Below are 19,969 nucleotides of genomic sequence, written 5' to 3' on the forward strand. Positions count from 1 at the left end.
TTGTTGACTATCAGTCTGACTCCACAAGCACCCACACGAATTGCTTGATTCAGTTGTTAAAGAGCGGTTGGTTAAGATCTTTCGTCTCAACCGAGGCGCGCATTCTACAGCAGCCTCTGTTGCTGTCAAGCGGTTATTTTCAGAAGTTTTCAAAGTTTCGCTTGGAAATCTTTAACAACTTCAACCACTTGCGCTTTCGATCTCTCGTTAGCGGGAGGCGAATTCTACAGCGTTACACGCTGCTGTCAACACCTCTTTTTCAACTTCCTTTCGGGCTTCGATGAACTGAAGCCGCCTGCTGTCGAAAACTGCGTAACTCTTTGTTTGCCAAGGAGTTTTCCGTTTCGACTGCGCCGGAAGTGGGGCGAATTATAGACATCCAGAATCTGCCGTCAAGCATTGATTTGGCTTCTCTATCAATAACTTGCAAAAAGGCGGAAAACAACCCGATTCCTCTCTATATAGAGGAGCAAACCACCCTCCTCTATATAGAACGGATCCTCAAAGCACCCCAGACTCTTTGAATGCAGCTACCGCCCCAGCCCCCAACCCCAGCACGCGCTGCAAAACCTCCTGCGTATGCTCACCCAGCAACGGAGGAGCATTGCGATACTCCACCGGGGTCTTGGACAGACGAATCGGGCTCGCCACCTGCGGCACGCTCCCCGCCAACGAATGAGGCATCTCAATTGCCAGCCCACGCGCCTTGACCTGAGGATCAGCAAACATCTGAGCCAGATCATTGATCGGGCCACATGGCACGCCAGCCTGCTCAAGCTGTAACACCCACTCGGCAGTGGTCTTGAACACCGTTGCCTGACGGATCAGCGGAATCAATACAGCACGATTCGTTACCCGCAGCTTATTGGTCGCAAAGCGCGGGTCGTCCGCCCACTGCGGCTGCCCCGCCACTTCGGCAAACTTGCGGAATTGACCGTCGTTACCCACGGTAAGGATGAAGTCGCCATCCGCCGTAGGAAAGTCCTGATAGGGCACGATGTTCGGATGGGCATTACCCAAGCGCTTCGGTGCGTTGCCTGTCGTCAGGTAGTTCATTGCCTGGTTGGCCAGGCACGCGACCTGGACATCCAGCAATGCCATGTCGATATGCTGGCCGCCACCGTCGTGATCCCGGTGCGCAAGCGCGGCCAGAATCGCCACCGTCGAGTAGAGACCGGTCAAGATGTCTGTCAGCGCCACACCGACTTTCACCGGCCCTGCCCCCTCATCCCCTTCCGGTCGCCCCGTCAGGCTCATCAGGCCACCCAAGCCCTGAATCATGAAGTCATAGCCCGCACGCTTGGCGTAGGGCCCCGTCTGACCAAACCCGGTAATCGAGCAGTAAATCAGATTCGGATTGACCGCCTTGAGCGACTCATAGTCCAGCCCGTAAGCTGCCAGACCACCGACCTTGAAGTTTTCGATCAGGATGTCCGACTTGGCCGCCAACTCCCGCACTAACTTCTGACCTTCCGCACGCGTGAAGTCGATGGTGACCGATTGCTTGTTGCGATTGGCCGACAAGTAATAGGCGGCCTCGCTGGTGTTCTCACCGTAGGCGTCTTTAAGGAAAGGAGGCCCCCAGGCGCGCGTGTCATCGCCATTGCCCGGGCGCTCGACCTTGATCACCTCAGCGCCAAGGTCCGCAAGGATCTGCCCGGCCCAAGGCCCGGCCAATACTCGCGACAAATCCAGTACCCGCAGATGCGAAAGCGCGCCCATGGACGTTCTCCTATTAATAGAACGCCTGGATGCCAGTTTGCGCACGACCGAGAATCAGCGCGTGAACGTCATGGGTACCTTCATAGGTATTCACCACTTCCAGGTTGACCAGATGGCGGGCGACACCGAACTCATCGGAGATGCCGTTACCACCCAGCATGTCGCGAGCCATACGAGCGATGTCCAGGGACTTGCCGCAGGAGTTGCGCTTCATCATCGAAGTGATTTCGACCGCCGCAGTGCCTTCGTCTTTCATTCGCCCCAGGCGCAGGCAGCCTTGCAGCGCCATGGTGATTTCGGTCTGCATGTCAGCCAGTTTCTTCTGGATCAGCTGAGTGGCAGCCAGTGGACGACCGAACTGCTGACGATCCAGGGTGTACTGGCGAGCGGTGTGCCAGCAAAACTCGGCAGCACCCAGTGCGCCCCAGGAAATGCCATAACGTGCGGAGTTGAGGCAGGTAAATGGACCTTTCAAACCACGGACGTCCGGGAAGATGTTCTCTTCAGGGACAAATACGTTGTCCATGACGATTTCACCGGTGATGGACGCACGCAAGCCAACCTTGCCGTGAATCGCGGGAGTGCTCAGGCCTTTCCAGCCCTTCTCCAGAACGAAGCCACGAATGTCGCCAGCGTCATCTTTAGCCCAGACCACGAACACATCAGCGATCGGACTGTTGGTGATCCACATCTTGTTTCCGGTCAGGCTGTACCCGCCTTCCACTTTGCGCGCACGAGCAATCATCGCGCCCGGGTCGGAACCGTGGTTTGGCTCTGTCAGACCGAAGCAACCAATCCACTCACCGGTGGCGAGTTTTGGCAGGTATTTCTGCTTCTGGGCTTCGGTACCGAATTCGTTGATCGGCACCATCACCAGCGAAGACTGCACGCTCATCATCGAGCGGTAACCGGAATCGACACGCTCGACCTCACGAGCAATCAGGCCGTAGCTGACGTAGTTCAGCCCGCTGCCACCGTACTGCTCTGGAATCGTTGCACCCAACAGGCCGACTTCGCCCATTTCACGAAAGATTGCCGGGTCGGTCTTCTCATGGCGGAAAGCTTCGAGAACGCGCGGTGCGAGTTTCTGCTGAGCGAATTGCTCGGCAGTGTCTCGAATCATGCGTTCTTCTTCAGTGAGCTGTTGATCCAGCAGCAGAGGATCGATCCAGTTGAAGCTCGCTTTACCACCCATGAGTGTGTCCTCTCGAATCAGGGTCAAATTACGTGGACTGATCCTAGGCCGGGTTCGGCTTTACGGCAAACGAGGATTTTGCATACTGTTGTGCTAATTTCTCACTCCGAAACATCGCAAGATAGCTTTTATGCGATGTATTAGTGAGGTTGCCGTACATGCGCAGGAAAATCCCCAGCACGACAGCCCTGATCAGCTTCGAAGCGGCCGCACGCCACGAAAGCTTTACCAAGGCCGCCCAGGAGCTTTCACTGACACAGGGCGCCATTTGCCGGCAGATCGCCAGCCTGGAGGAGTTCCTCAGCGTCGAACTTTTCCGACGCTCACGGCGCGGGGTGAAGTTGACGGAAGCAGGTCTTTCCTACAGCCGCCGCGTGGCCACACAACTCGATGCGGTGGAACGGGACACCCTGTCGGTGATGGGGCAACAGGGCGCCAACGTGATTGAACTGGCAGTGGTTCCGACCTTTGGCACCCAATGGTTACTCCCACGACTTAAAGACTTTCAACACAAGCACCCGGAAGTGACGGTGAACCTCACCAACCGCACGCGCCCCTTCCTGTTCGCCGACACCGATTTTGATGCTGCGATTTACTTTGGCGACGCCGATTGGTCAGGCACCGAGTCCCACAGGTTGATGGGTGAAAATCCGATGCCGGTGTGCAGTCCTGCCCTACTGGGCAAGCAGACACACCTGTCGCCCGCTGAAATAGCGGAACTGCCTCTGTTGCAACAGACCACACGCCCCTATGCCTGGCGCCAATGGTTCAACTCAAAGAACCTGAATATCCCACGGGACATGACAGGACCGCGCTACGAGCTATTCTCCATGCTCGCTCAAGCCGCGATGCACGACATGGGGATTGCGCTGATCCCACCGTTCCTGATTCAGCGCGAATTGGCGGAGAAGCGCCTGGTGATTGCCAACACGCAAGCGTTGTCGAGTATCAAGGCTTACTACCTGATGATTCCCGAGCGAAAGGTGGAATCGGCCTCTTTGAAGGCATTTCGCGACTGGCTGCTCAATCAGGCGCACAGCTACAACCTAGAGGGATAAAGGCTCAAGCCAAATAACTGACCTCGTAGTCAATAAAATAAAAGCCCTACAGATATAACTATATGTCGCATCTGAAGAGACTGTACGGAGAAGGAGCACAAACGTCCCACAAGCGCCTGACGACGTGGCTTTGAGCCTCCATAGGAAGGCAATGACGCCTCATTCACGGTAAAGATATGTAATTTACCGAATTACGACAAAACCCCTTACAAGTCACGGCCCGCAAGGGATTGAGCCCGTCAGTTGCGACATTCGGTCACGGGGTGACTTGTAGTTAATTTTCCGTCACCCGTCATAATCCCTTGAAGGGCACAAAGTTCGCCTGCAAAATGCCGCGCCCCGCCCTGATTCGGCGGGATCGTGCTGATCGGCCGCCCCAGCCGCACCATCCGAAGTGCCTGGGTTTACTCAATAAGATCACGCAGGAGATTTGACGTGCACATTGGTGTTCCTCTCGAAACCCAGACGGGTGAAACACGGGTTGCTGCAACCCCGGAAACCATCAAGAAGCTGATCGGCCAAGGTCATAAGGTCACTGTGCAAAGCGGCGCCGGCATCAATGCCAGCGTTGTCGACAGTGCTTATGAAGCGGCAGGCGCAACGATTGGCAGCGCCAACGATGCGTTTGGGGCCGAGCTGATTCTCAAGGTGGTCGCTCCCAGCGACAGCGAACTGACGCTGATTAAAAGCGGCACCGTTGTGGTGGGCATGCTCAATCCGTTCAGCAATGAAACCATCGCCAAGCTGGCCGAATGCGGCATTACCGCCTTCGCGCTGGAGGCCGCGCCACGCACTTCCCGTGCGCAGAGCCTGGATGTGTTGTCCTCCCAGGCGAACATCGCCGGCTATAAAGCCGTGTTGTTGGCCGCTCATCACTACCCACGCTTCATGCCGATGCTGATGACCGCTGCGGGCACTGTGAAAGCGGCGCGCGTGCTGATTCTGGGCGCAGGCGTGGCAGGTTTGCAGGCCATTGCGACCGCCAAGCGTCTGGGCGCAGTGATCGAGGCCTCGGACGTACGTCCGGCGGTGAAGGAACAAATCGAATCCCTGGGCGCCAAGTTCGTCGACGTGCCGTACGAAACCGATGAAGAGCGCGAATGCGCTGTCGGTGTCGGCGGTTACGCACGTCCAATGCCGGCCAGCTGGATGCAACGTCAGGCCCTGGCCGTGCATGAACGCGCCAAACAGGCTGACATCGTCATCACCACTGCGCTGATTCCGGGTCGCAAGGCACCGACGCTGTTGAGCGCGGAAACCGTGTCACAGATGAAGCCTGGCTCGGTGGTCATCGACCTCGCGGCCGCTCAGGGTGGTAACTGTCCGCTGACCGTAGCGGATCAGGTGGTGGTTGAGAATGGCGTGACCATTTGCGGCCCGACCAATCTGGCCGGCGCGGTGGCGGCAGATGCTTCGGCCCTGTACGCACGCAACCTGCTGGACTTCCTGAAGCTGGTCTTCAACAAAGAAGGCCAGTTCGAAGTGAACCTAGAAGACGACATCGTCGCCGCGTGCCTGATGTGCCGCGACGGCCAAGTCATCCGCAAAAACGCCTAAGCAGGGATTCAGACGATGGAAGAGCTTATCTCCCCCGGTATCTACAACCTGATCATCTTCGTGCTGGCGATTTATGTCGGTTATCACGTGGTCTGGAACGTTACACCTGCACTGCACACGCCATTGATGGCCGTGACCAACGCCATCTCGGCAATCGTGATCGTCGGCGCCATGTTGGCAGCGGCGCTGACCGTCACGCCTCTGGGCAAAACCATGGGCACCCTGGCGGTGGCTCTGGCGGCGGTGAACGTGTTTGGTGGCTTCCTGGTCACCCGCAGAATGCTTGAGATGTTCAAGAAAAAAGCCCCGAAAGTCGTAAAAGAAGAGGCGCCCAAGTAATGAGCATGAACCTTGTCACGACGCTCTACTTGATCGCGTCGATCTGCTTTATCCAGGCCCTCAAAGGCCTGTCGCACCCAACCACGTCCCGGCGTGGCAATTTATACGGCATGCTCGGCATGGCGTTGGCGATTCTCACCACCGTAGGCCTCATCTATAAGCTGGGCGCTGAGCTGGCCACCGCCGGGATCGGTTACGTTATCGTTGGCCTGCTGGTCGGCGGCACCGCTGGCTCGATCATGGCCAAGCGCGTTGAGATGACCAAGATGCCGGAACTGGTCGCCTTCATGCACAGCATGATCGGTATGGCCGCCGTGTTCATCGCCATTGCTGCTGTCGTTGAGCCGCAGTCCCTGGGCATCGTCAAGCAACTGGGCGACTCGATTCCTGCCGGCAACCGCCTGGAGCTGTTCCTCGGCGCTGCCATCGGTGCAATTACTTTCTCCGGTTCGGTGATCGCCTTTGGCAAGCTGTCGGGCAAGTACAAGTTCCGCCTGTTCCAGGGCGCACCGGTACAGTTCAGCGGTCAGCACAAGTTGAACCTGCTGCTGGGTGTTGCAACCCTGGCCTTGGGCATCACCTTCATGCTGACTGGCAACCTCGGCGCTTTCGCTCTGATGCTAGCCCTGGCCTTCGTCATGGGCGTGCTGATCATCATCCCGATTGGCGGTGCAGACATGCCGGTCGTCGTGTCGATGCTCAACAGCTACTCCGGCTGGGCCGCGGCCGGTATCGGCTTCTCGCTGAACAACTCGATGCTGATCATCGCCGGTTCGCTGGTGGGCTCAAGCGGTGCGATCCTCTCGTACATCATGTGCAAGGCGATGAACCGTTCGTTCTTTAATGTGCTGCTCGGCGGTTTCGGCAACACGGCCGATGCAGGTCCAGCCGGCGCCCAGGAAGCTCGCCCGGTCAAATCCGGTTCGGCTGACGACGCGACCTTCCTGCTGACCAACGCCGACACCGTGATCATCGTGCCGGGCTACGGCCTGGCGGTTGCACGGGCGCAGCACGCGCTGAAAGAACTGACCGAGAAGTTGACCCATCGCGGCGTGACCGTGAAGTACGCAATCCACCCGGTTGCCGGTCGGATGCCTGGCCACATGAACGTCTTGCTCGCCGAGGCCGAAGTGCCTTACGACCAGGTGTTCGAGATGGAAGACATCAACTCCGAGTTCGGCCAAGCCGACGTGGTGCTGGTGTTGGGCGCCAACGACGTGGTCAACCCGGCCGCGAAGAACGATCCGAAATCGCCGATTGCCGGCATGCCGATTCTGGAAGCGTTCAAAGCCAAGACCATCATCGTCAACAAACGCTCGATGGCCAGCGGTTATGCCGGTCTGGACAACGAACTGTTCTACCTGGACAAGACCATGATGGTGTTCGGCGACGCCAAGAAAGTCATCGAAGACATGGTCAAAGCCGTCGAGTAATCTTCAGCGGCACACAGAACGCCCCGACTCGTCGGGGCGTTTTTGTTTGCGCAATACGTCAGACAACACTACGCTTTTGTTACCGATCCGGTAATGGTGTTTTGCTCGAAAGGCCCGGAATAGACACCTCATTTGCGACCTTGGTAGCGGGACAGAAGTCGGTGCAATTCACTAGACTGCACGCCCTGCTACCCGTTGCCCGAGATAACATCCCATGTACCGTGACCGTATTCGCCTGCCTTCCTTGTTGGATAAAGTGATGAGTGCCGCCGACGCCGCCGCTCTGATTGAGGACGGCATGACCGTTGGCATGAGTGGCTTCACCCGCGCCGGCGAAGCGAAAGCCGTTCCCCAGGCACTGGCCGAGCGCGCGAAGGTCTCGCCGCTCAAAATCACCTTGATGACCGGCGCCAGCCTGGGCAACGACCTCGACAAACAACTCACCGAAGCCGGCGTACTGTCACGACGCATGCCATTCCAGGTGGACAGCACCCTGCGCAAGGCCATTAATGCGGGCGAGGTGATGTTCATCGACCAGCACCTCTCGGAAACCGTAGAGCAACTGCGCAACCAGCAACTCAAGTTGCCCGACCTCGCGGTGATTGAAGCGGTGGCGATCACCGAGCACGGCCATATCGTGCCGACCACGTCAGTCGGCAACTCGGCCAGCTTCGCGATTTTCGCCAAACACGTGATCGTCGAGATCAACATGGCGCACAACCCGAATCTCGAAGGCCTACACGACATCTATATCCCGACCTACCGTCCAACCCGAACGCCGATTCCGCTGGTGAAGGTCGATGACCGCATTGGCAGCACCGCCATCCCGATCCCGCCAGAGAAGATCGTCGCGATCGTGATCACCAATCAATCGGACTCGCCGTCCACCGTAATGCCACCGGACACTGAAACCCAGGCGATTGCCAACCACCTGATCAACTTCTTCAAACAGGAAGTGGCCGCGGGGCGCATGACCAACAAGCTCGGCCCCTTGCAGGCCGGCATCGGTAACATTGCCAACTCAGTGATGTGCGGCCTGCTTGATTCGCCGTTCGAAGACCTGACCATGTACTCCGAGGTGCTGCAGGACTCGACATTCGACCTGATCGACGCCGGCAAACTGATTTTTGCATCGGGCAGCTCGATCACACTCTCGAGCCGACGCAATACCGACGTGTTTGGCAACCTCGAGCGCTATAAAGACAAATTGGTGCTGCGCCCACAGGAAATCTCCAACCACCCTGAAGTGGTACGCCGACTTGGCATCATCGGCATCAACACGGCGCTGGAGTTCGATCTCTATGGCAACGTCAACTCCACCCATGTCTGCGGTACACGGATGATGAACGGTATTGGAGGCTCAGGCGACTTCGCGCGCAATGCGCATTTGTCCGTCTTCGTCACCAAATCAATCGCCAAGGGCGGCGCGATCTCCAGTGTCGTGCCCATGGTTAGCCATGTTGATCACACAGAGCATGACGTCGACATCCTCGTCACCGAGATCGGCCTGGCGGACTTGCGCGGGCTGGCACCCAGGGAACGAGCCCGGGTCGTCATCGACAACTGTGTGCACCCGGACTATCGCCAGGCTCTGGACGACTACTTCACCGCAGCTTGTGCGATTGGCGGGCACACGCCGCATATCCTGCGTGACGCGCTGAGCTGGCACATAAATCTGGAAGAAACGGGGCGCATGCTCAAGGTGTAATTGGTACAGATGGCAGCTGACGCAAACACAGTTTCGTCAGCCTGCTGTTGCCAGACAAAAAACTGTTGAAAACTGTACTGCTGTACCGGTCATTTCCTACCGAAAGAACCTACCTTTTCCAGCCACACGAACGAAAACGCACCACAACGGTGCAGACAGGTACAGTTGCCTCTATTTGGACCAGTACACCGCCTATTAACAGTTAACTGGTCCCTCACAATACAGATGAACTGTATCTACAGAGACTAGGCAAACGAGAGGATCATGGGCACCAGTTAAACCACTACCTAATCCCGCCACAAGCGGAAGGATGTCAATCATGGAACGTACACTCAGTTCCGACCTGTTCTTCGAAGACACTGCTGCAAAAACCCAGGCTTCCATGCCTCTGCGCGTTATCGCCAACCTGATGCTGTGGCAGCGCCGCATCTCCAGCCGCCATCAACTGGCTCGCCTGGATTCGCGTCTGCTGGCTGACGCAGGGATTAGCGAAGCACAGCGTTACGAAGAGCTGAGCAAGCCATTCTGGCGCTAAGTTAGCGTCGCTGGCCCTGACCTATCGGGTCCACTGCCAGCAATCCAGATTGAAAAAACAAAGCCCGTCGTGGGAAACCACGACGGGCTTTGTCGTTTTCGTGTTTTTCTCCCCAAAACAACCGCCCCCACGGCATACAGATACAGTTCGTCGAACCCAATATTTGTACAGTACACTTTCAATAGAAAGTGTCTGCTTAGCCATGAATGACTGACTGAACAGACCGGACAGTGCGAAAGAATAAAAGCAGGCCTAATATCAAACCAGAACGTGGCGAGCGGTGTCTGATCCAGTTGCTACCTCACCACCTCACAATCGATTTATCCAAAGGAGTTACCCCATGTCCCGACTTCGCCTGCTCAGCGCTGCAGCCCTGCTTGCCGTGGCTGCCAATTCCCACGCCACCAGTTTTATCGTGACCACCGATGCTGTCGTAAACGCACTCAAAGCCACGTCAGATGCAACGTCCAATGTCACGTCTTCGTTCAAGGACGACAAGATTGTCTTGGCTGCCCGTGATGATGCCGCCAGCTTCGTTGCCAGCGAAGGGTCCATCCGGGGGGTGAAACTCGAAAGCGCCCTCGATCACATTCGCCATCAGGCCCCACAACTGAATGCAACAGACGCACAGTTGGCGCAGGCGATTCTGACCATTTAAGCGATAGCACTGACGTGGGACACGCCCTGCGTGTCCCCATGTTTCGGCACTGCCTGCTTTTTACTAAAGGCACTGAGGCCGGTGGTTATGGCTCCAGTCTGGTGACCTCCGCGCCCTTCGACCGTAAACTGCTGCTCGCCACTCATACCCAGCCAAAACTTCATGCAAGCGACCTTGAACTGGCGCAAGCAATTCTCGTCCAATAGTTATCCCTGTTTCCCCGGAGTCGTTCCATGCGTAACCCGCTGATTGCTGCCACCCTTGGCCTGCTGTTGTTGGCCGATGTGGCCCAGGCCCAAACCCTGGTTGCCACCAGTAACATTCTCATTCGTGCCACCCAGCGCACGCTTGATTTCACCTCTGATACCACCACGTCCATCCGTGACTCGAAGATCATTCGCGAGGCACACGACGATGCAGCGAGTTTCGTCGCCAGCAATGGCGATATCCGCGGCGCGCACCTTGAAGCAGCTTTCATTACCCTGCGCGATCGCGTGCCGCAAGCGCGGGACGCCAGTGACCAGGTACTCGCCGAAGCCATCCTCGCACTGTGAGGCCGTCAGCCGCCTGGCTGCTGGCCGGGGTCATGATGCTGTTCGGCAGCACGGCCAACGCCAGCCTGCAATTGCAGCTCATGACGCAAGGTCTTAGCCCGGCTCAACAGCAAGCCAGTCAGGCACTGCTCGATGAAGCCATGCAGGCGCTGCCGCCGCGGTTCATCGAGCAACTGGATCGGCGTATTGATGTCGGCTGGACCGCTGACATGCCGAGCAATGCCTACGGCCAGGCGTCGCTGGTATCCAGACTCGACTTGAACCGTAACCTGCTCGCCAGCCTCACCGATGGCAGTGCCGCAAGCAAGAAGACCAATCGCCCTCATGGCACTGTCCGCCGTGAAATGCTCGCCACGGTGCTGCACGAACTCACCCACATTTACGATCGCTCGCGCCTGTGGCCAGACGCTGAGCGCAAACTGATTCAACACTGCACCCGGCGCAGCAGCAGCTCAGGACTGGTAGGGATTCCCGATCAGTGCCGTGGCCAGACCAATCGACGCTTTACTCTCAGCGACGATCCTCGCCTGCTCGACCTTGCAGGCTGGCCACAATATGTCGGCCGTCGCGGCGAGCGTGAACAGCACAACCGACAGATCGCCCGCAGCCCGGACATTTACGAAACGAGCAGTCCGAAAGAGTTCGTCGCGGTCAACATGGAGTATTTCCTCCTCGACCCGAGCTATGCCTGTCGCCGTCCGGCGCTGTATCGCTACTACCAGGAACACTTTGGCTGGGCACCGGCGTCCAAAGACACCTGCGCCAACACCGTCGCCTTCCTCAACGCCGGCAATGACTTCGCCAAGCAACCCTTGGGGCAGGTCGATCCGGAACGGGTCTACGCCATCGACTATCTGCTGGCGGAAGCCAATCAGAACTGGGTCAGCCGCTGGGGCCACAGCATGTTGCGCTTGGTCATATGTGCACCCGGGCGACCACGAGGCCCTGACTGCCGTCTTGATCTTGACCAGCATCTGGCCTTGTCCTACCGCGCCTTTGTCGGTGACGTGCAGCTTTCGAGTTGGGGCGGACTTGTCGGTAAATACCCGTCGCGCCTGTTTGTCCTGCCGCTCTCCCAGGTCATCGACGAATACACCAAGACCGAACTGCGCAGTGTGGCCTCGGTGCCGCTGAACCTGTCGCGCAGCGAAATCGAAGGTATCGTGGAACATGCCGCCGAGATGCACTGGAGTTACGACGGCAATTACTTTTTCCTGTCGAACAACTGTGCGGTAGAAGACCTGAAACTGCTACGCAGCGCCACCAACCATCCACAACTGGTCGGGCTGGATAACATCATGCCAAACGGCCTGCTGGCAGTGCTCAAAGGTCGCGGACTGGCAGATACCAGCGTGCTTGACGACCCACGCGAAGCGCTCCGGCTGGGCTATCGTTTCGATTCCTTTCGCGACCGGTATCAGGCCATGTTCGATGTGCTGAAAAAGCGCGTGCCGATCAAGCAGGACAAAGTCGAAGACTGGCTGGCATTGAAAGCGGTTGAGCGCCGGCAATGGTTCGAACAGGCAGACCTGCGCGCCAGTGCCGCATTGCTGCTGTTGGAGCAGGCAGCCTTCCGCCAACAAATGCTGTTGGCCCAGGACGAAGTAAAACAGCGCTACCTCGGCGCTCGGAATCTGAAAAACGGCGGCATGGACAAGGCCGATGCGGCCTTGCAACAGATTCTCGCCAATAGCGGCTACCTTAGCCGTCCGGCTGAATTGCTCGGTAGCGGCGGATATGGATTGCCCCAACCTAGCGAGTGGCAACGCCTGGAGTCGGAGAGCAACCAGCGCCAAAAGCAGTTGCTGGCGCTGACGGGGGACCTGGACAAAGAAGTGCGGGCGCTGCTCGACCCGGATCGCGCGGCCGAAATGGCCGCCAATGAAGCCAACTTGAGGCAAGTTGGCGAGCATTTGAGGAAACTGCACAAAGCAGCAGGCGGGTTGGAACTGCCGTAGAAAAAAGGGCTTCAGAACACAGTTCTGAAGCCCTTTGTCTTGCTGTTTACTCTGTGCCGCGAGGCTCTAATTCCTCTGCAACAGCAACTTTACCTTCAGCTGACCCGTGCTTGACGCACACCTTCTGCCAGCGCAGCGCAAAGGCTCAGTACGCCATCAATCGCCTGATCCGGTGTCGTAGCGTTGGCGATGTGATCGATCAACGCCGACCCCACAACCACACCGTCTGCCAGACGAGCAATGGAAGCGGCCTGCTCCGGGGTACGAATGCCGAAACCGATGCTGATCGGCAAATCAGTGTGGCGACGCAAACGGGCAACTGCCTCTTCAACGTGTTCCAGAGTCGCTGCACCTGCACCGGTCACACCGGCCACCGACACGTAGTACACGAAACCGGAGCTGCCGTTCAGAACGGTTGGAAGACGCACGTCATCGGTGGTCGGTGTGGTCAGGCGGATGAAATCCAGGCCCGCTGCCTGAGCCGGGTCGCACAATTCACCGTTATGTTCCGGTGGCAAGTCGACCACGATCAAACCATCAACACCGGCCTCTTTGGCGTCGGCGATGAAGCGCGGCACGCCGTACATGTGGATCGGGTTGAAGTAACCCATCAGCACCAGCGGAGTCTCGCTATTGCCTTCACGGAACTCTCGAACCATTTGCAGGGTTTTCGCCAGGTTCTGTTTGGCGCCCAAGGCGCGAATGTTGGCCAGCTGGATCGCCGGGCCATCGGCCATCGGATCGGTGAAGGGCATGCCCAATTCGATCACGTCGGCGCCAGCAGCGGGCAAGCCTTTGAGGATCGCCAGGGAAGTGTCGTAGCTCGGGTCACCAGCGGTGACGAAGGTCACCAGGGCGGCGCGATTCTGTTCTTTAAGTTCGGCAAAGCGCGTTTGCAGGCGGCTCATCAGTGTTTCTCCTGCTTCGATTGCTCTTGTTGAGAGTGTTCCATGTGGTGCATTACGGTCTGCATGTCTTTGTCGCCACGGCCCGACAGGTTGACCACCATCAGGTGATCTTTCGGCAGGGTCGGCGCGCGTTTAAACACTTCGGCCAGGGCGTGGGCGCTTTCCAATGCAGGAATAATCCCTTCCAGGCGGCAGCATTTGTGGAACGCGTCGAGAGCCTCGTCGTCGGTCACTGAGGTGTACTGAACGCGGCCGATGTCATGCAACCAAGCATGTTCCGGGCCGATACCTGGATAGTCGAGGCCGGCGGAAATCGAGTGGGCGTCGATGATCTGGCCATCGTCGTCCTGCAACAGGAAGGTACGGTTGCCGTGCAACACGCCCGGCACGCCGCCGTTCAGGCTGGCCGCGTGCTTGCCGGTTTCGATACCGTAACCAGCGGCTTCCACGCCAATGATCTCGACACTCTTGTCGTCAAGGAACGGGTGGAACAGGCCCATGGCGTTGGAGCCACCACCGATGCACGCCACCAGGCTATCCGGCAGACGGCCTTCCTGAGCTTGCAACTGATCACGGGTTTCCTTGCCGATCACGGCCTGGAAGTCGCGAACCATGGCTGGATAAGGGTGCGGACCGGCCACAGTGCCGATCAGATAGAAGGTGCTGTCGACGTTGGTCACCCAGTCACGCAGCGCTTCGTTCATCGCGTCTTTCAGGGTGCCGGTGCCAGCCACGACAGGGATCACTTCAGCACCCAGCAGCTTCATGCGGAACACGTTGGCTTGCTGACGCTCGATGTCGGTGGTGCCCATGTAGATCACGCAGTCGAGACCAAAGCGCGCCGCCACGGTGGCCGTCGCCACGCCGTGCATGCCCGCGCCAGTCTCGGCGATGATGCGTTTCTTACCCATGCGCCGTGCCAGCAGGATCTGGCCGATGCAGTTATTGATCTTGTGCGCGCCGGTGTGGTTCAGCTCTTCGCGCTTGAGATAAATCTTCGCGCCGCCGCAGAACTCGGTCAGGCGTTCGGCGTAATACAGCGGGCTTGGACGTCCGACGTAGTCTCGCTGGAAGTAGGCCAATTCTTCTTTGAACGCCGGATCTTCCTTGGCCGCTTCGTATTCGCGGGCCAGGTCGAGGATCAACGGCATCAGGGTTTCGGCGACGTAGCGGCCGCCGAACGCGCCAAACAGGCCGTTGGCGTCGGGGCCGTTGCGCAGATTAGTCTGAGTCATGGGTCGCTCCGGTTGAATGGGTGAGATGATGCTTGTGAAGAGAGAGTGGGCTTAACTCTACCCCTGACAGCCCAACCTGAAAACCGATAAGATCGCCACAACCTGTCAGGAAAACTCACAGATTATATGAGCCACGACCTTCCCCCGCTGAACGCACTTCGCGCCTTCGAAGCCACTGCCCGACTGAATAGCGTCAGTCAGGCCGCCGAACAGCTGCATGTCACCCATGGCGCGGTCAGCCGGCAGCTCAAGGTGCTCGAAGAACACCTCGGTGTCAGCCTGTTCATCAAGGACGGTCGCGGCCTTAAACTCACAGATGCCGGTATTCGGTTGCGCGATGCCAGCGGCGAAGCTTTCGAACGCTTACGGACAGTCTGTGCAGAGCTGACGCAAAGCACCGCCAACGCGCCCTTTGTGCTTGGCTGCTCGGGAAGTCTGCTCGCGCGCTGGTTTATTCCACGCCTGGGACGGCTGAATGCAGACCTGCCAGATTTACGCCTGCACCTGTCAGCCGGAGAAGGCGATCTCGATCCGCGTCGGCCCGGGCTCGATGCGTTGCTGGTGTTTGCAGAGCCACCATGGCCAGCGGACATGCAGGTTTATGAACTGACCAGCGAACGGATCGGCCCGGTGATGAGCCCACGATTCGCCGGGTACGCCAGGTTGCAAGGCGCTCCGGCCATGGCGCTGCTGAACGAGCCACTACTACACACCACCTCACGCCCCCAAGCGTGGCCGAGCTGGGCGCAGCAAAGCGGCCTCGACGCCAAAGCGTTGAAATACGGTCAGGGTTTTGAGCATTTGTATTACTTGCTGGAAGCCGCAGTGGCCGGCCTCGGGGTGGCAATTGCACCGGAGCCGCTGGTGGCCGAAGACGTGAAGGCCGGTCGCCTGGTTGCGCCATGGGGTTTCAGTGAAACCCCGGCGCAACTGGCGTTGTGGCTACCCAAGCGTGCCGCGGACGGGCGGGCTCGGCAATTGGCGCAGTGGCTCAAGAACGAACTGCACCCAGCGGATCAGTTCCCGCGTTTGCACAGCAGATAGGCCGCGAGAAGGCCCAACGCACCCACGGCAACACCGGCTGTCGTCCAAGGGTGTTCCTGAGCGTAGTCCCGCGTGGCGATTCCGGTTTCACGGGTTTTGACTTTGACGTCTTCGTACGCATCGCTGAGCAGATGACGCGAATGTTTCAGCGCACTTTCGGCGTTGGCTTTCAGGGTTTTGAGGGTTCTACGCGACTCGTCTGACGCATCATCTTTCAAGCTTTCCAACGATTTCAGCAGACTCTCGATTTCGGCTTCCATGCTTTGCAATGAGGCTTTACGTAATGAAGTGGTGGCCATGGTGGCTCTCCTGCATTGATTGAGTTGCGTGTGATGGTTGGGACTTCAGGGGTTGGAGAAAGTGCAGTAAATCTGTGCATCCCTATCGGATTGGCCAACGCGAGTAAGACGAAAAATCACTGCTAGGCTGTAATTCACACCCTGAGGAGAACGCCATGACTGACCATCACACCTACAAAAAAGTCGAACTGGTCGGCTCGTCCACCAGTAGCATTGAAGATGCCATCAATAACGCGCTTGCCGAAGCCAGCAAAAGCCTCAAGCTCATGGAATGGTTTGAAGTGACTGAAACCCGCGGGCACATCAAGGACGGCAAGGCGGCCCATTTTCAGGTGACGCTCAAAGTCGGATTCCGGATTGCCAGTAGCTGAGTTTGAGCTAGTCTTCTAGACTTGCGCGCTGGCCGAGTGCCATCTGGAAAGGCAAAGCGCTACATGTGTGTATCCAGCAAATGGGTGGATGCCTCTTTTGATCCGACCAGGGGAATGCGACCGATGAAGAAATTTATTTTGGCGGGTTGTTTGTTGAGCCTTGCGGGAACAGCCTTTGCCCAGGGCAAGTCTTGCGACGAGCTGAAAGCCGAAATCGCAGCGAAACTGGATGCCAAGGGTATTGCTAATTACACGCTGGAAATTATCGAAAAAGGCGCTGCTGCTGAAGGAAAAGTCGTTGGCACCTGTGAAAAAGGCTCCAGGCAAATCGTCTACAAGCAGGGCTGACCCTCTTCGAAACTGAAAAGCCGACGCAATGGCGTCGGCTTTTTTGTGGGTGCCGTTTAAGTTTCAGCCCTTCATAACCTGCGCCAACAATTCATAGGAGCGCAGACGATCGGCATGTTCGTACAGGTCGCAGGTAAAAATCAGTTCGTCGGCCTGCGTCTGTTCGACCAGCACGTCCAGTTTGGCGCGGATTTTCTGCGGTCTGCCCACCATCGCCAACCCGAGGAAATCACTGACCGCTTCCCTTTCGTGCGGCAGCCACAACCCGTCCATGGTTTTCACCGGCGGACGCTGAACCAGACTTTGTCCACGCATCAGCGCGAGAATCCGCTGATAGACCGACGTCGCCAGGTAATCAGCCTGCTCGTCCGTATCAGCAGCCACCAGCGGCACACCGAGCATCACGTAGGGCTTATCCAATACCGCTGAAGGCTTGAAGTGGTTGCGGTAGACGCGAATCGCCTCATGCATGAAACGCGGTGCGAAATGCGAGGCGAAGGCGTAGGGCAAACCACGCTCACCGGCCAGTTGCGCGCTGAACAGGCTGGAGCCCAGCAACCAGACAGGGACGTTGGTGCCGGTGCCCGGCATGGCGATGATTCGCTGGTCCGGGGTGCGTGGGCCGAGGTAACGCATTAATTCAGCCACGTCTTGCGGGAAGTCATCAGCACTGCCGGAACGTTCACGGCGTAGCGCACGAGCGGTCATTTGATCGGAGCCGGGCGCACGGCCCAACCCCAGGTCAATACGGCCCGGGTACAGACTTTCCAGGGTACCGAACTGTTCGGCGATCACCAGCGGCGCGTGGTTAGGCAGCATCACGCCACCCGAACCGACACGAATGGTCGAGGTGCCGCCCGCCAGATAGCCAAGCAACACGGACGTCGCCGAGCTGGCGATGCCGTCCATGTTGTGGTGCTCGGCAACCCAAAAGCGGTTGTAGCCGAATTTTTCGACGTGCTGCGCCAGGTCCAGGGAGTTGCGCAGCGACTGAGCTGCGCTGCCGTTCTCGCGCACAGGCACCAGATCAAGGGTCGAGAACTTAATGTCGGACAGTCGTTTCATAAACCTGCTTCTCCAATTGAGGTCGCAGGTTTTTCTTGCAAACGAAAACCTGCCGAATCCATAAGCGTGCTTCATGCAATGAGGGCATATACCCGAGTTTCAATAGCCAAGCCCAAAAAAACCTACGAAAACGGTAGGACTAATCAGATCAGGTGAACTTTGTATCACCGTCTATCCTCAGAACCCTAGCAACCGAAAACCACCAAGGCGCGGCGCTTCGCGCCGGATATTGAGGAGGCAGAAATGGCTATTACGAAGAAAGCATCGGCTCATTGGGAAGGTGACCTGAAAACCGGTATTGGCTCGATCTCCACTGAAACCGGCGTGCTCAGAGAAGCGCCTTACGGCTTCAAAGCGCGTTTCGAGGGCGGCAAAGGCACCAATCCGGAAGAACTGATCGGCGCAGCCCATGCGGGTTGCTTCTCCATGGCGTTTTCAATGATTCTTGGTGATGCCGGTCTCAAGGCTGACAGCATCGATACGAATGCCGAAGTCACCCTGGATCAAGTGGACGGTGGATTTTCGATCACAGCCGTCAAGTTGATCCTCCAGGCGAAAATCCCTGGGGCAACTCAGGCGCAGTTCGAGGAATTGAGCAACAAGGCCAAAGAAGGCTGCCCGGTTTCCAAAGTTTTGAATGCGAAAATCAGTCTGGAGGCGACATTGCTCAGCTGATCAACGCTTTTACAGTCACCTGGAAAAGATCGCGGCTTTAAGCAGGCAGCGGTCTTTTTTTTGCGCACGGACAAAACCTGGCCAGCCAAATTGTGGTCGAATAAATGACAGCAGTGAAAGCGTATTACCCTGCGCGCTGCCTCAAAGGAGCTTCAACCATGAAACGTTTTGCCTTGGCGGTTATCTGTTGCGCACTGGCCACATCGGCCCTTGCGAAGACGAAATCCTGTGAAGAATTAAAGGCCGAAATCGAAGCCAAGATTCAGGCCAATAACGTCTCTTCCTACACCCTGGAAATCGTCACCAATGACGAAGTCCACGATCAGAACATGGTCGTAGGCTCGTGCGAAAACGGCACCAAGAAAATTATTTACCAGAAAAACGACCGCTGACTCGCCTCACATCAGGCAATAGGACTCGCTATCTTCAGCGACGATCTCGCGTTTTGCGTTGTACAGCCGGGCGCCGGGGGTAAACACTATAGACTGGCCTACCAGCAAATAACGCTGACCAGCTTCGAAATGATCGTACTTGATGGTCAGGTAGCACAACCGTTCCGCCGGGCCGCCCATCATCCCCCAACCTCCGCCCCCGCCTGGCACTTGAAAGTCGAATCGAACGAGCAACACGTGACTGCCGGGCATGACCTGGAAAAAACGCCCGTCACGCAAACGCTGATTGTCCAGCCGTTCGGCCATCAACAACGTATCGTTGGGGAATGGCGTAGAAAAATCGACCCAGGCCATCTGCGGATCAACCGGCGGCAACGGGCTCTGACAACCAGCAACTGCACTGGCGGCGAGCAACAGCATCAACCTGCGCATGATGAATGTCCCAATGATTTGGTCATTCAGCATAACGCTGATCAGGTGTGTTGGCAGCCTGCCTGTGTGCCTTGGCCAATCACTTTTCCCTGTTGGTTATAGAGTTTTGCCCACGGACGAAAGCCGATATTCCCCGCGTGCAGCTGATAGCGCTCACCGGCGCTGAATTCGCTGTATTTCACATTTAACTGACAGTCACGCCACAGCGGCGCGGCATCCGGGCCGATATTGGTCGGTTCGACCGGGAACTTATAACGCACTGTCAGCTCATGACTACCCGGCGGCACCTGAAAATAGCGTTTGTCGGTGGCGGCTTTATCGTCGACGTCCAATGCCTGCAGCTTCGTGTCTTCCTGTTGTGAGTTCAGGTCGATCCAGGCTTGCGACGGGTCATGGTAGGGCAGTCCAAATCCAGCACAGCCTGTCAGCAATAACAGGCTCCCCGTCAGCATCAACTTGTGCATAGCGCAGCTCCGGTCAGGC

Annotated in this window: 22 protein-coding genes and 1 pseudogene; 15 read left to right on the top strand and 8 right to left on the bottom strand. The window is 57.5% G+C overall.

Annotated features, from left to right (window positions below; translation table 11 throughout):
* Positions 1–501: 501 nt before the first annotated feature.
* Positions 502–1,722, bottom strand: a complete 1,221-nt coding sequence (locus J2Y56_RS05915) for a CaiB/BaiF CoA-transferase family protein (protein ID WP_007947880.1) — start codon at positions 1,720–1,722, stop codon at positions 502–504.
* A gap of 13 nt (positions 1,723–1,735) precedes the next feature.
* Positions 1,736–2,917 carry an acyl-CoA dehydrogenase gene (locus tag J2Y56_RS05920; RefSeq protein ID WP_007947881.1) on the bottom strand — a complete coding sequence of 394 codons (1,182 nt, stop codon included), beginning with the start codon at positions 2,915–2,917 and terminating at the stop codon, positions 1,736–1,738.
* A gap of 158 nt (positions 2,918–3,075) precedes the next feature.
* Here J2Y56_RS05920 and J2Y56_RS05925 point away from each other — a divergent pair, with 158 nt between their 5' ends.
* From J2Y56_RS05925 to J2Y56_RS05970, 10 genes and pseudogenes are all read left to right on the top strand, one after another.
* Positions 3,076–3,975, top strand: coding sequence for a LysR family transcriptional regulator (locus tag J2Y56_RS05925; protein ID WP_007947882.1), 900 nt, complete (start codon positions 3,076–3,078; stop codon positions 3,973–3,975).
* 435 nt (positions 3,976–4,410) lie between these two features.
* The gene (locus J2Y56_RS05930) at positions 4,411–5,532 is read left to right on the top strand and encodes a Re/Si-specific NAD(P)(+) transhydrogenase subunit alpha (RefSeq protein WP_007947883.1); all 1,122 of its coding nucleotides are present in this window, start codon (positions 4,411–4,413) and stop codon (positions 5,530–5,532) included.
* 15 nt (positions 5,533–5,547) lie between these two features.
* Positions 5,548–5,871, top strand: a complete 324-nt coding sequence (locus J2Y56_RS05935) for an NAD(P) transhydrogenase subunit alpha (protein ID WP_007947884.1) — start codon at positions 5,548–5,550, stop codon at positions 5,869–5,871.
* Positions 5,871–7,304 carry an NAD(P)(+) transhydrogenase (Re/Si-specific) subunit beta gene (locus J2Y56_RS05940; RefSeq protein WP_007947885.1) on the top strand — a complete coding sequence of 478 codons (1,434 nt, stop codon included), beginning with the start codon at positions 5,871–5,873 and terminating at the stop codon, positions 7,302–7,304. Before J2Y56_RS05935 ends, J2Y56_RS05940 begins: the two co-directional genes overlap by 1 nt.
* 214 nt (positions 7,305–7,518) lie before the next feature.
* Positions 7,519–9,012: an acetyl-CoA hydrolase/transferase family protein gene (locus J2Y56_RS05945; protein WP_310349204.1), complete on the top strand. Its 1,494-nt coding sequence runs from the start codon at positions 7,519–7,521 to the stop codon at positions 9,010–9,012.
* Between the two features lie 319 nt (positions 9,013–9,331).
* Positions 9,332–9,547 carry a DUF1127 domain-containing protein gene (locus tag J2Y56_RS05950; RefSeq protein ID WP_007947887.1) on the top strand — a complete coding sequence of 72 codons (216 nt, stop codon included), beginning with the start codon at positions 9,332–9,334 and terminating at the stop codon, positions 9,545–9,547.
* A 340-nt stretch (positions 9,548–9,887) separates the two neighbouring features.
* Positions 9,888–10,205 (top strand): DUF2388 domain-containing protein, encoded by a 318-nt coding sequence (locus tag J2Y56_RS05955; RefSeq protein ID WP_007947888.1) that lies wholly within the window; start codon positions 9,888–9,890, stop codon positions 10,203–10,205.
* 56 nt (positions 10,206–10,261) lie between these two features.
* A pseudogene (locus J2Y56_RS05960) lies at positions 10,262–10,411 on the top strand (Holliday junction resolvase); the annotation flags it as partial.
* Positions 10,412–10,438: 27 nt separating this feature from the next.
* Positions 10,439–10,759: a DUF2388 domain-containing protein gene (locus tag J2Y56_RS05965; protein ID WP_007947891.1), complete on the top strand. Its 321-nt coding sequence runs from the start codon at positions 10,439–10,441 to the stop codon at positions 10,757–10,759.
* Entirely contained in the window at positions 10,756–12,717 is a 1,962-nt protein-coding gene (locus J2Y56_RS05970) for a DUF4105 domain-containing protein (protein WP_310333244.1), read from the top strand. Before J2Y56_RS05965 ends, J2Y56_RS05970 begins: the two co-directional genes overlap by 4 nt.
* Positions 12,718–12,812: 95 nt before the next feature.
* Here J2Y56_RS05970 and trpA read toward each other — a convergent pair whose 3' ends face one another.
* Both trpA and trpB read right to left on the bottom strand, forming a co-directional pair.
* On the bottom strand, positions 12,813–13,625 hold the full coding sequence (trpA, locus tag J2Y56_RS05975; RefSeq protein ID WP_007947893.1) for a tryptophan synthase subunit alpha: 813 nt from the start codon (positions 13,623–13,625) through the stop codon (positions 12,813–12,815).
* Positions 13,625–14,860 (bottom strand): tryptophan synthase subunit beta, encoded by a 1,236-nt coding sequence (trpB, locus tag J2Y56_RS05980; RefSeq protein WP_007947894.1) that lies wholly within the window; start codon positions 14,858–14,860, stop codon positions 13,625–13,627. The genes trpA and trpB overlap by 1 nt, the downstream gene beginning before the upstream one ends.
* A gap of 126 nt (positions 14,861–14,986) precedes the next feature.
* Here trpB and J2Y56_RS05985 point away from each other — a divergent pair, with 126 nt between their 5' ends.
* Positions 14,987–15,904, top strand: a complete 918-nt coding sequence (locus tag J2Y56_RS05985) for a LysR family transcriptional regulator (protein ID WP_310349207.1) — start codon at positions 14,987–14,989, stop codon at positions 15,902–15,904.
* Here the strand turns inward: J2Y56_RS05985 and J2Y56_RS05990 are convergent.
* Entirely contained in the window at positions 15,877–16,203 is a 327-nt protein-coding gene (locus J2Y56_RS05990; RefSeq protein WP_007947896.1) for a YqjD family protein, read from the bottom strand. The genes J2Y56_RS05985 and J2Y56_RS05990 overlap by 28 nt on opposite strands.
* Positions 16,204–16,358: 155 nt before the next feature.
* On the opposite strand from J2Y56_RS05990, the gene J2Y56_RS05995 reads away from it, so the two are divergent.
* Both J2Y56_RS05995 and J2Y56_RS06000 read left to right on the top strand, forming a co-directional pair.
* Entirely contained in the window at positions 16,359–16,574 is a 216-nt protein-coding gene (locus tag J2Y56_RS05995; protein WP_007947897.1) for a dodecin, read from the top strand.
* A 123-nt stretch (positions 16,575–16,697) separates the two neighbouring features.
* Positions 16,698–16,922, top strand: a complete 225-nt coding sequence (locus J2Y56_RS06000) for a DUF1161 domain-containing protein (RefSeq protein WP_007947898.1) — start codon at positions 16,698–16,700, stop codon at positions 16,920–16,922.
* A 63-nt stretch (positions 16,923–16,985) separates the two neighbouring features.
* Here the strand turns inward: J2Y56_RS06000 and J2Y56_RS06005 are convergent, their stop codons facing one another.
* Positions 16,986–17,987, bottom strand: coding sequence for an LLM class flavin-dependent oxidoreductase (locus J2Y56_RS06005; protein WP_310349211.1), 1,002 nt, complete (start codon positions 17,985–17,987; stop codon positions 16,986–16,988).
* A 243-nt stretch (positions 17,988–18,230) separates the two neighbouring features.
* Between J2Y56_RS06005 and J2Y56_RS06010 the strand changes: the two genes are divergently transcribed.
* Positions 18,231–18,662 carry an OsmC family protein gene (locus J2Y56_RS06010; protein WP_007947900.1) on the top strand — a complete coding sequence of 144 codons (432 nt, stop codon included), beginning with the start codon at positions 18,231–18,233 and terminating at the stop codon, positions 18,660–18,662.
* Positions 18,663–18,820: 158 nt separating this feature from the next.
* Positions 18,821–19,054, top strand: a complete 234-nt coding sequence (locus J2Y56_RS06015; RefSeq protein ID WP_007947901.1) for a DUF1161 domain-containing protein — start codon at positions 18,821–18,823, stop codon at positions 19,052–19,054.
* A gap of 6 nt (positions 19,055–19,060) precedes the next feature.
* On the opposite strand, the gene J2Y56_RS06020 is transcribed toward J2Y56_RS06015, so the two are convergent.
* Both J2Y56_RS06020 and J2Y56_RS06025 read right to left on the bottom strand, forming a co-directional pair.
* The gene (locus J2Y56_RS06020; RefSeq protein WP_007947902.1) at positions 19,061–19,486 is read right to left on the bottom strand and encodes a hypothetical protein; all 426 of its coding nucleotides are present in this window, start codon (positions 19,484–19,486) and stop codon (positions 19,061–19,063) included.
* A 41-nt stretch (positions 19,487–19,527) separates the two neighbouring features.
* Positions 19,528–19,950: a hypothetical protein gene (locus tag J2Y56_RS06025; RefSeq protein ID WP_310349213.1), complete on the bottom strand. Its 423-nt coding sequence runs from the start codon at positions 19,948–19,950 to the stop codon at positions 19,528–19,530.
* Positions 19,951–19,969: the final 19 nt, after the last annotated feature.

Source organism: Pseudomonas sp. BE134 (assembly GCF_031456105.1).
In the GTDB taxonomy this organism is placed as follows: Bacteria; Pseudomonadota; Gammaproteobacteria; order Pseudomonadales; family Pseudomonadaceae; genus Aquipseudomonas.

Excerpts from the sequence above, each read along its gene's own strand:
- J2Y56_RS05990 (WP_007947896.1), bottom strand. The coding sequence starts at position 16,203 with ATGGCCACCACTTCATTACGTAAAGCCTCATTGCAAAGCATGGAAGCC.
- J2Y56_RS06015 (WP_007947901.1), top strand. The coding sequence starts at position 18,821 with ATGAAACGTTTTGCCTTGGCGGTTATCTGTTGCGCACTGGCCACATCG.
- J2Y56_RS05935 (WP_007947884.1), top strand. The coding sequence starts at position 5,548 with ATGGAAGAGCTTATCTCCCCCGGTATCTACAACCTGATCATCTTCGTG.
- J2Y56_RS05940 (WP_007947885.1), top strand. The coding sequence starts at position 5,871 with ATGAGCATGAACCTTGTCACGACGCTCTACTTGATCGCGTCGATCTGC.
- trpA (WP_007947893.1), bottom strand. The coding sequence starts at position 13,625 with ATGAGCCGCCTGCAAACGCGCTTTGCCGAACTTAAAGAACAGAATCGC.
- J2Y56_RS05920 (WP_007947881.1), bottom strand. The coding sequence starts at position 2,917 with ATGGGTGGTAAAGCGAGCTTCAACTGGATCGATCCTCTGCTGCTGGAT.
- J2Y56_RS05965 (WP_007947891.1), top strand. The coding sequence starts at position 10,439 with ATGCGTAACCCGCTGATTGCTGCCACCCTTGGCCTGCTGTTGTTGGCC.
- J2Y56_RS06005 (WP_310349211.1), bottom strand. The coding sequence starts at position 17,987 with ATGAAACGACTGTCCGACATTAAGTTCTCGACCCTTGATCTGGTGCCT.
- trpB (WP_007947894.1), bottom strand. The coding sequence starts at position 14,860 with ATGACTCAGACTAATCTGCGCAACGGCCCCGACGCCAACGGCCTGTTT.
- J2Y56_RS06020 (WP_007947902.1), bottom strand. The coding sequence starts at position 19,486 with ATGCGCAGGTTGATGCTGTTGCTCGCCGCCAGTGCAGTTGCTGGTTGT.
- J2Y56_RS05925 (WP_007947882.1), top strand. The coding sequence starts at position 3,076 with ATGCGCAGGAAAATCCCCAGCACGACAGCCCTGATCAGCTTCGAAGCG.
- J2Y56_RS05915 (WP_007947880.1), bottom strand. The coding sequence starts at position 1,722 with ATGGGCGCGCTTTCGCATCTGCGGGTACTGGATTTGTCGCGAGTATTG.
- J2Y56_RS05985 (WP_310349207.1), top strand. The coding sequence starts at position 14,987 with ATGAGCCACGACCTTCCCCCGCTGAACGCACTTCGCGCCTTCGAAGCC.
- J2Y56_RS05955 (WP_007947888.1), top strand. The coding sequence starts at position 9,888 with ATGTCCCGACTTCGCCTGCTCAGCGCTGCAGCCCTGCTTGCCGTGGCT.
- J2Y56_RS05945 (WP_310349204.1), top strand. The coding sequence starts at position 7,519 with ATGTACCGTGACCGTATTCGCCTGCCTTCCTTGTTGGATAAAGTGATG.
- J2Y56_RS05995 (WP_007947897.1), top strand. The coding sequence starts at position 16,359 with ATGACTGACCATCACACCTACAAAAAAGTCGAACTGGTCGGCTCGTCC.
- J2Y56_RS06025 (WP_310349213.1), bottom strand. The coding sequence starts at position 19,950 with ATGCACAAGTTGATGCTGACGGGGAGCCTGTTATTGCTGACAGGCTGT.
- J2Y56_RS06010 (WP_007947900.1), top strand. The coding sequence starts at position 18,231 with ATGGCTATTACGAAGAAAGCATCGGCTCATTGGGAAGGTGACCTGAAA.
- J2Y56_RS05950 (WP_007947887.1), top strand. The coding sequence starts at position 9,332 with ATGGAACGTACACTCAGTTCCGACCTGTTCTTCGAAGACACTGCTGCA.
- J2Y56_RS06000 (WP_007947898.1), top strand. The coding sequence starts at position 16,698 with ATGAAGAAATTTATTTTGGCGGGTTGTTTGTTGAGCCTTGCGGGAACA.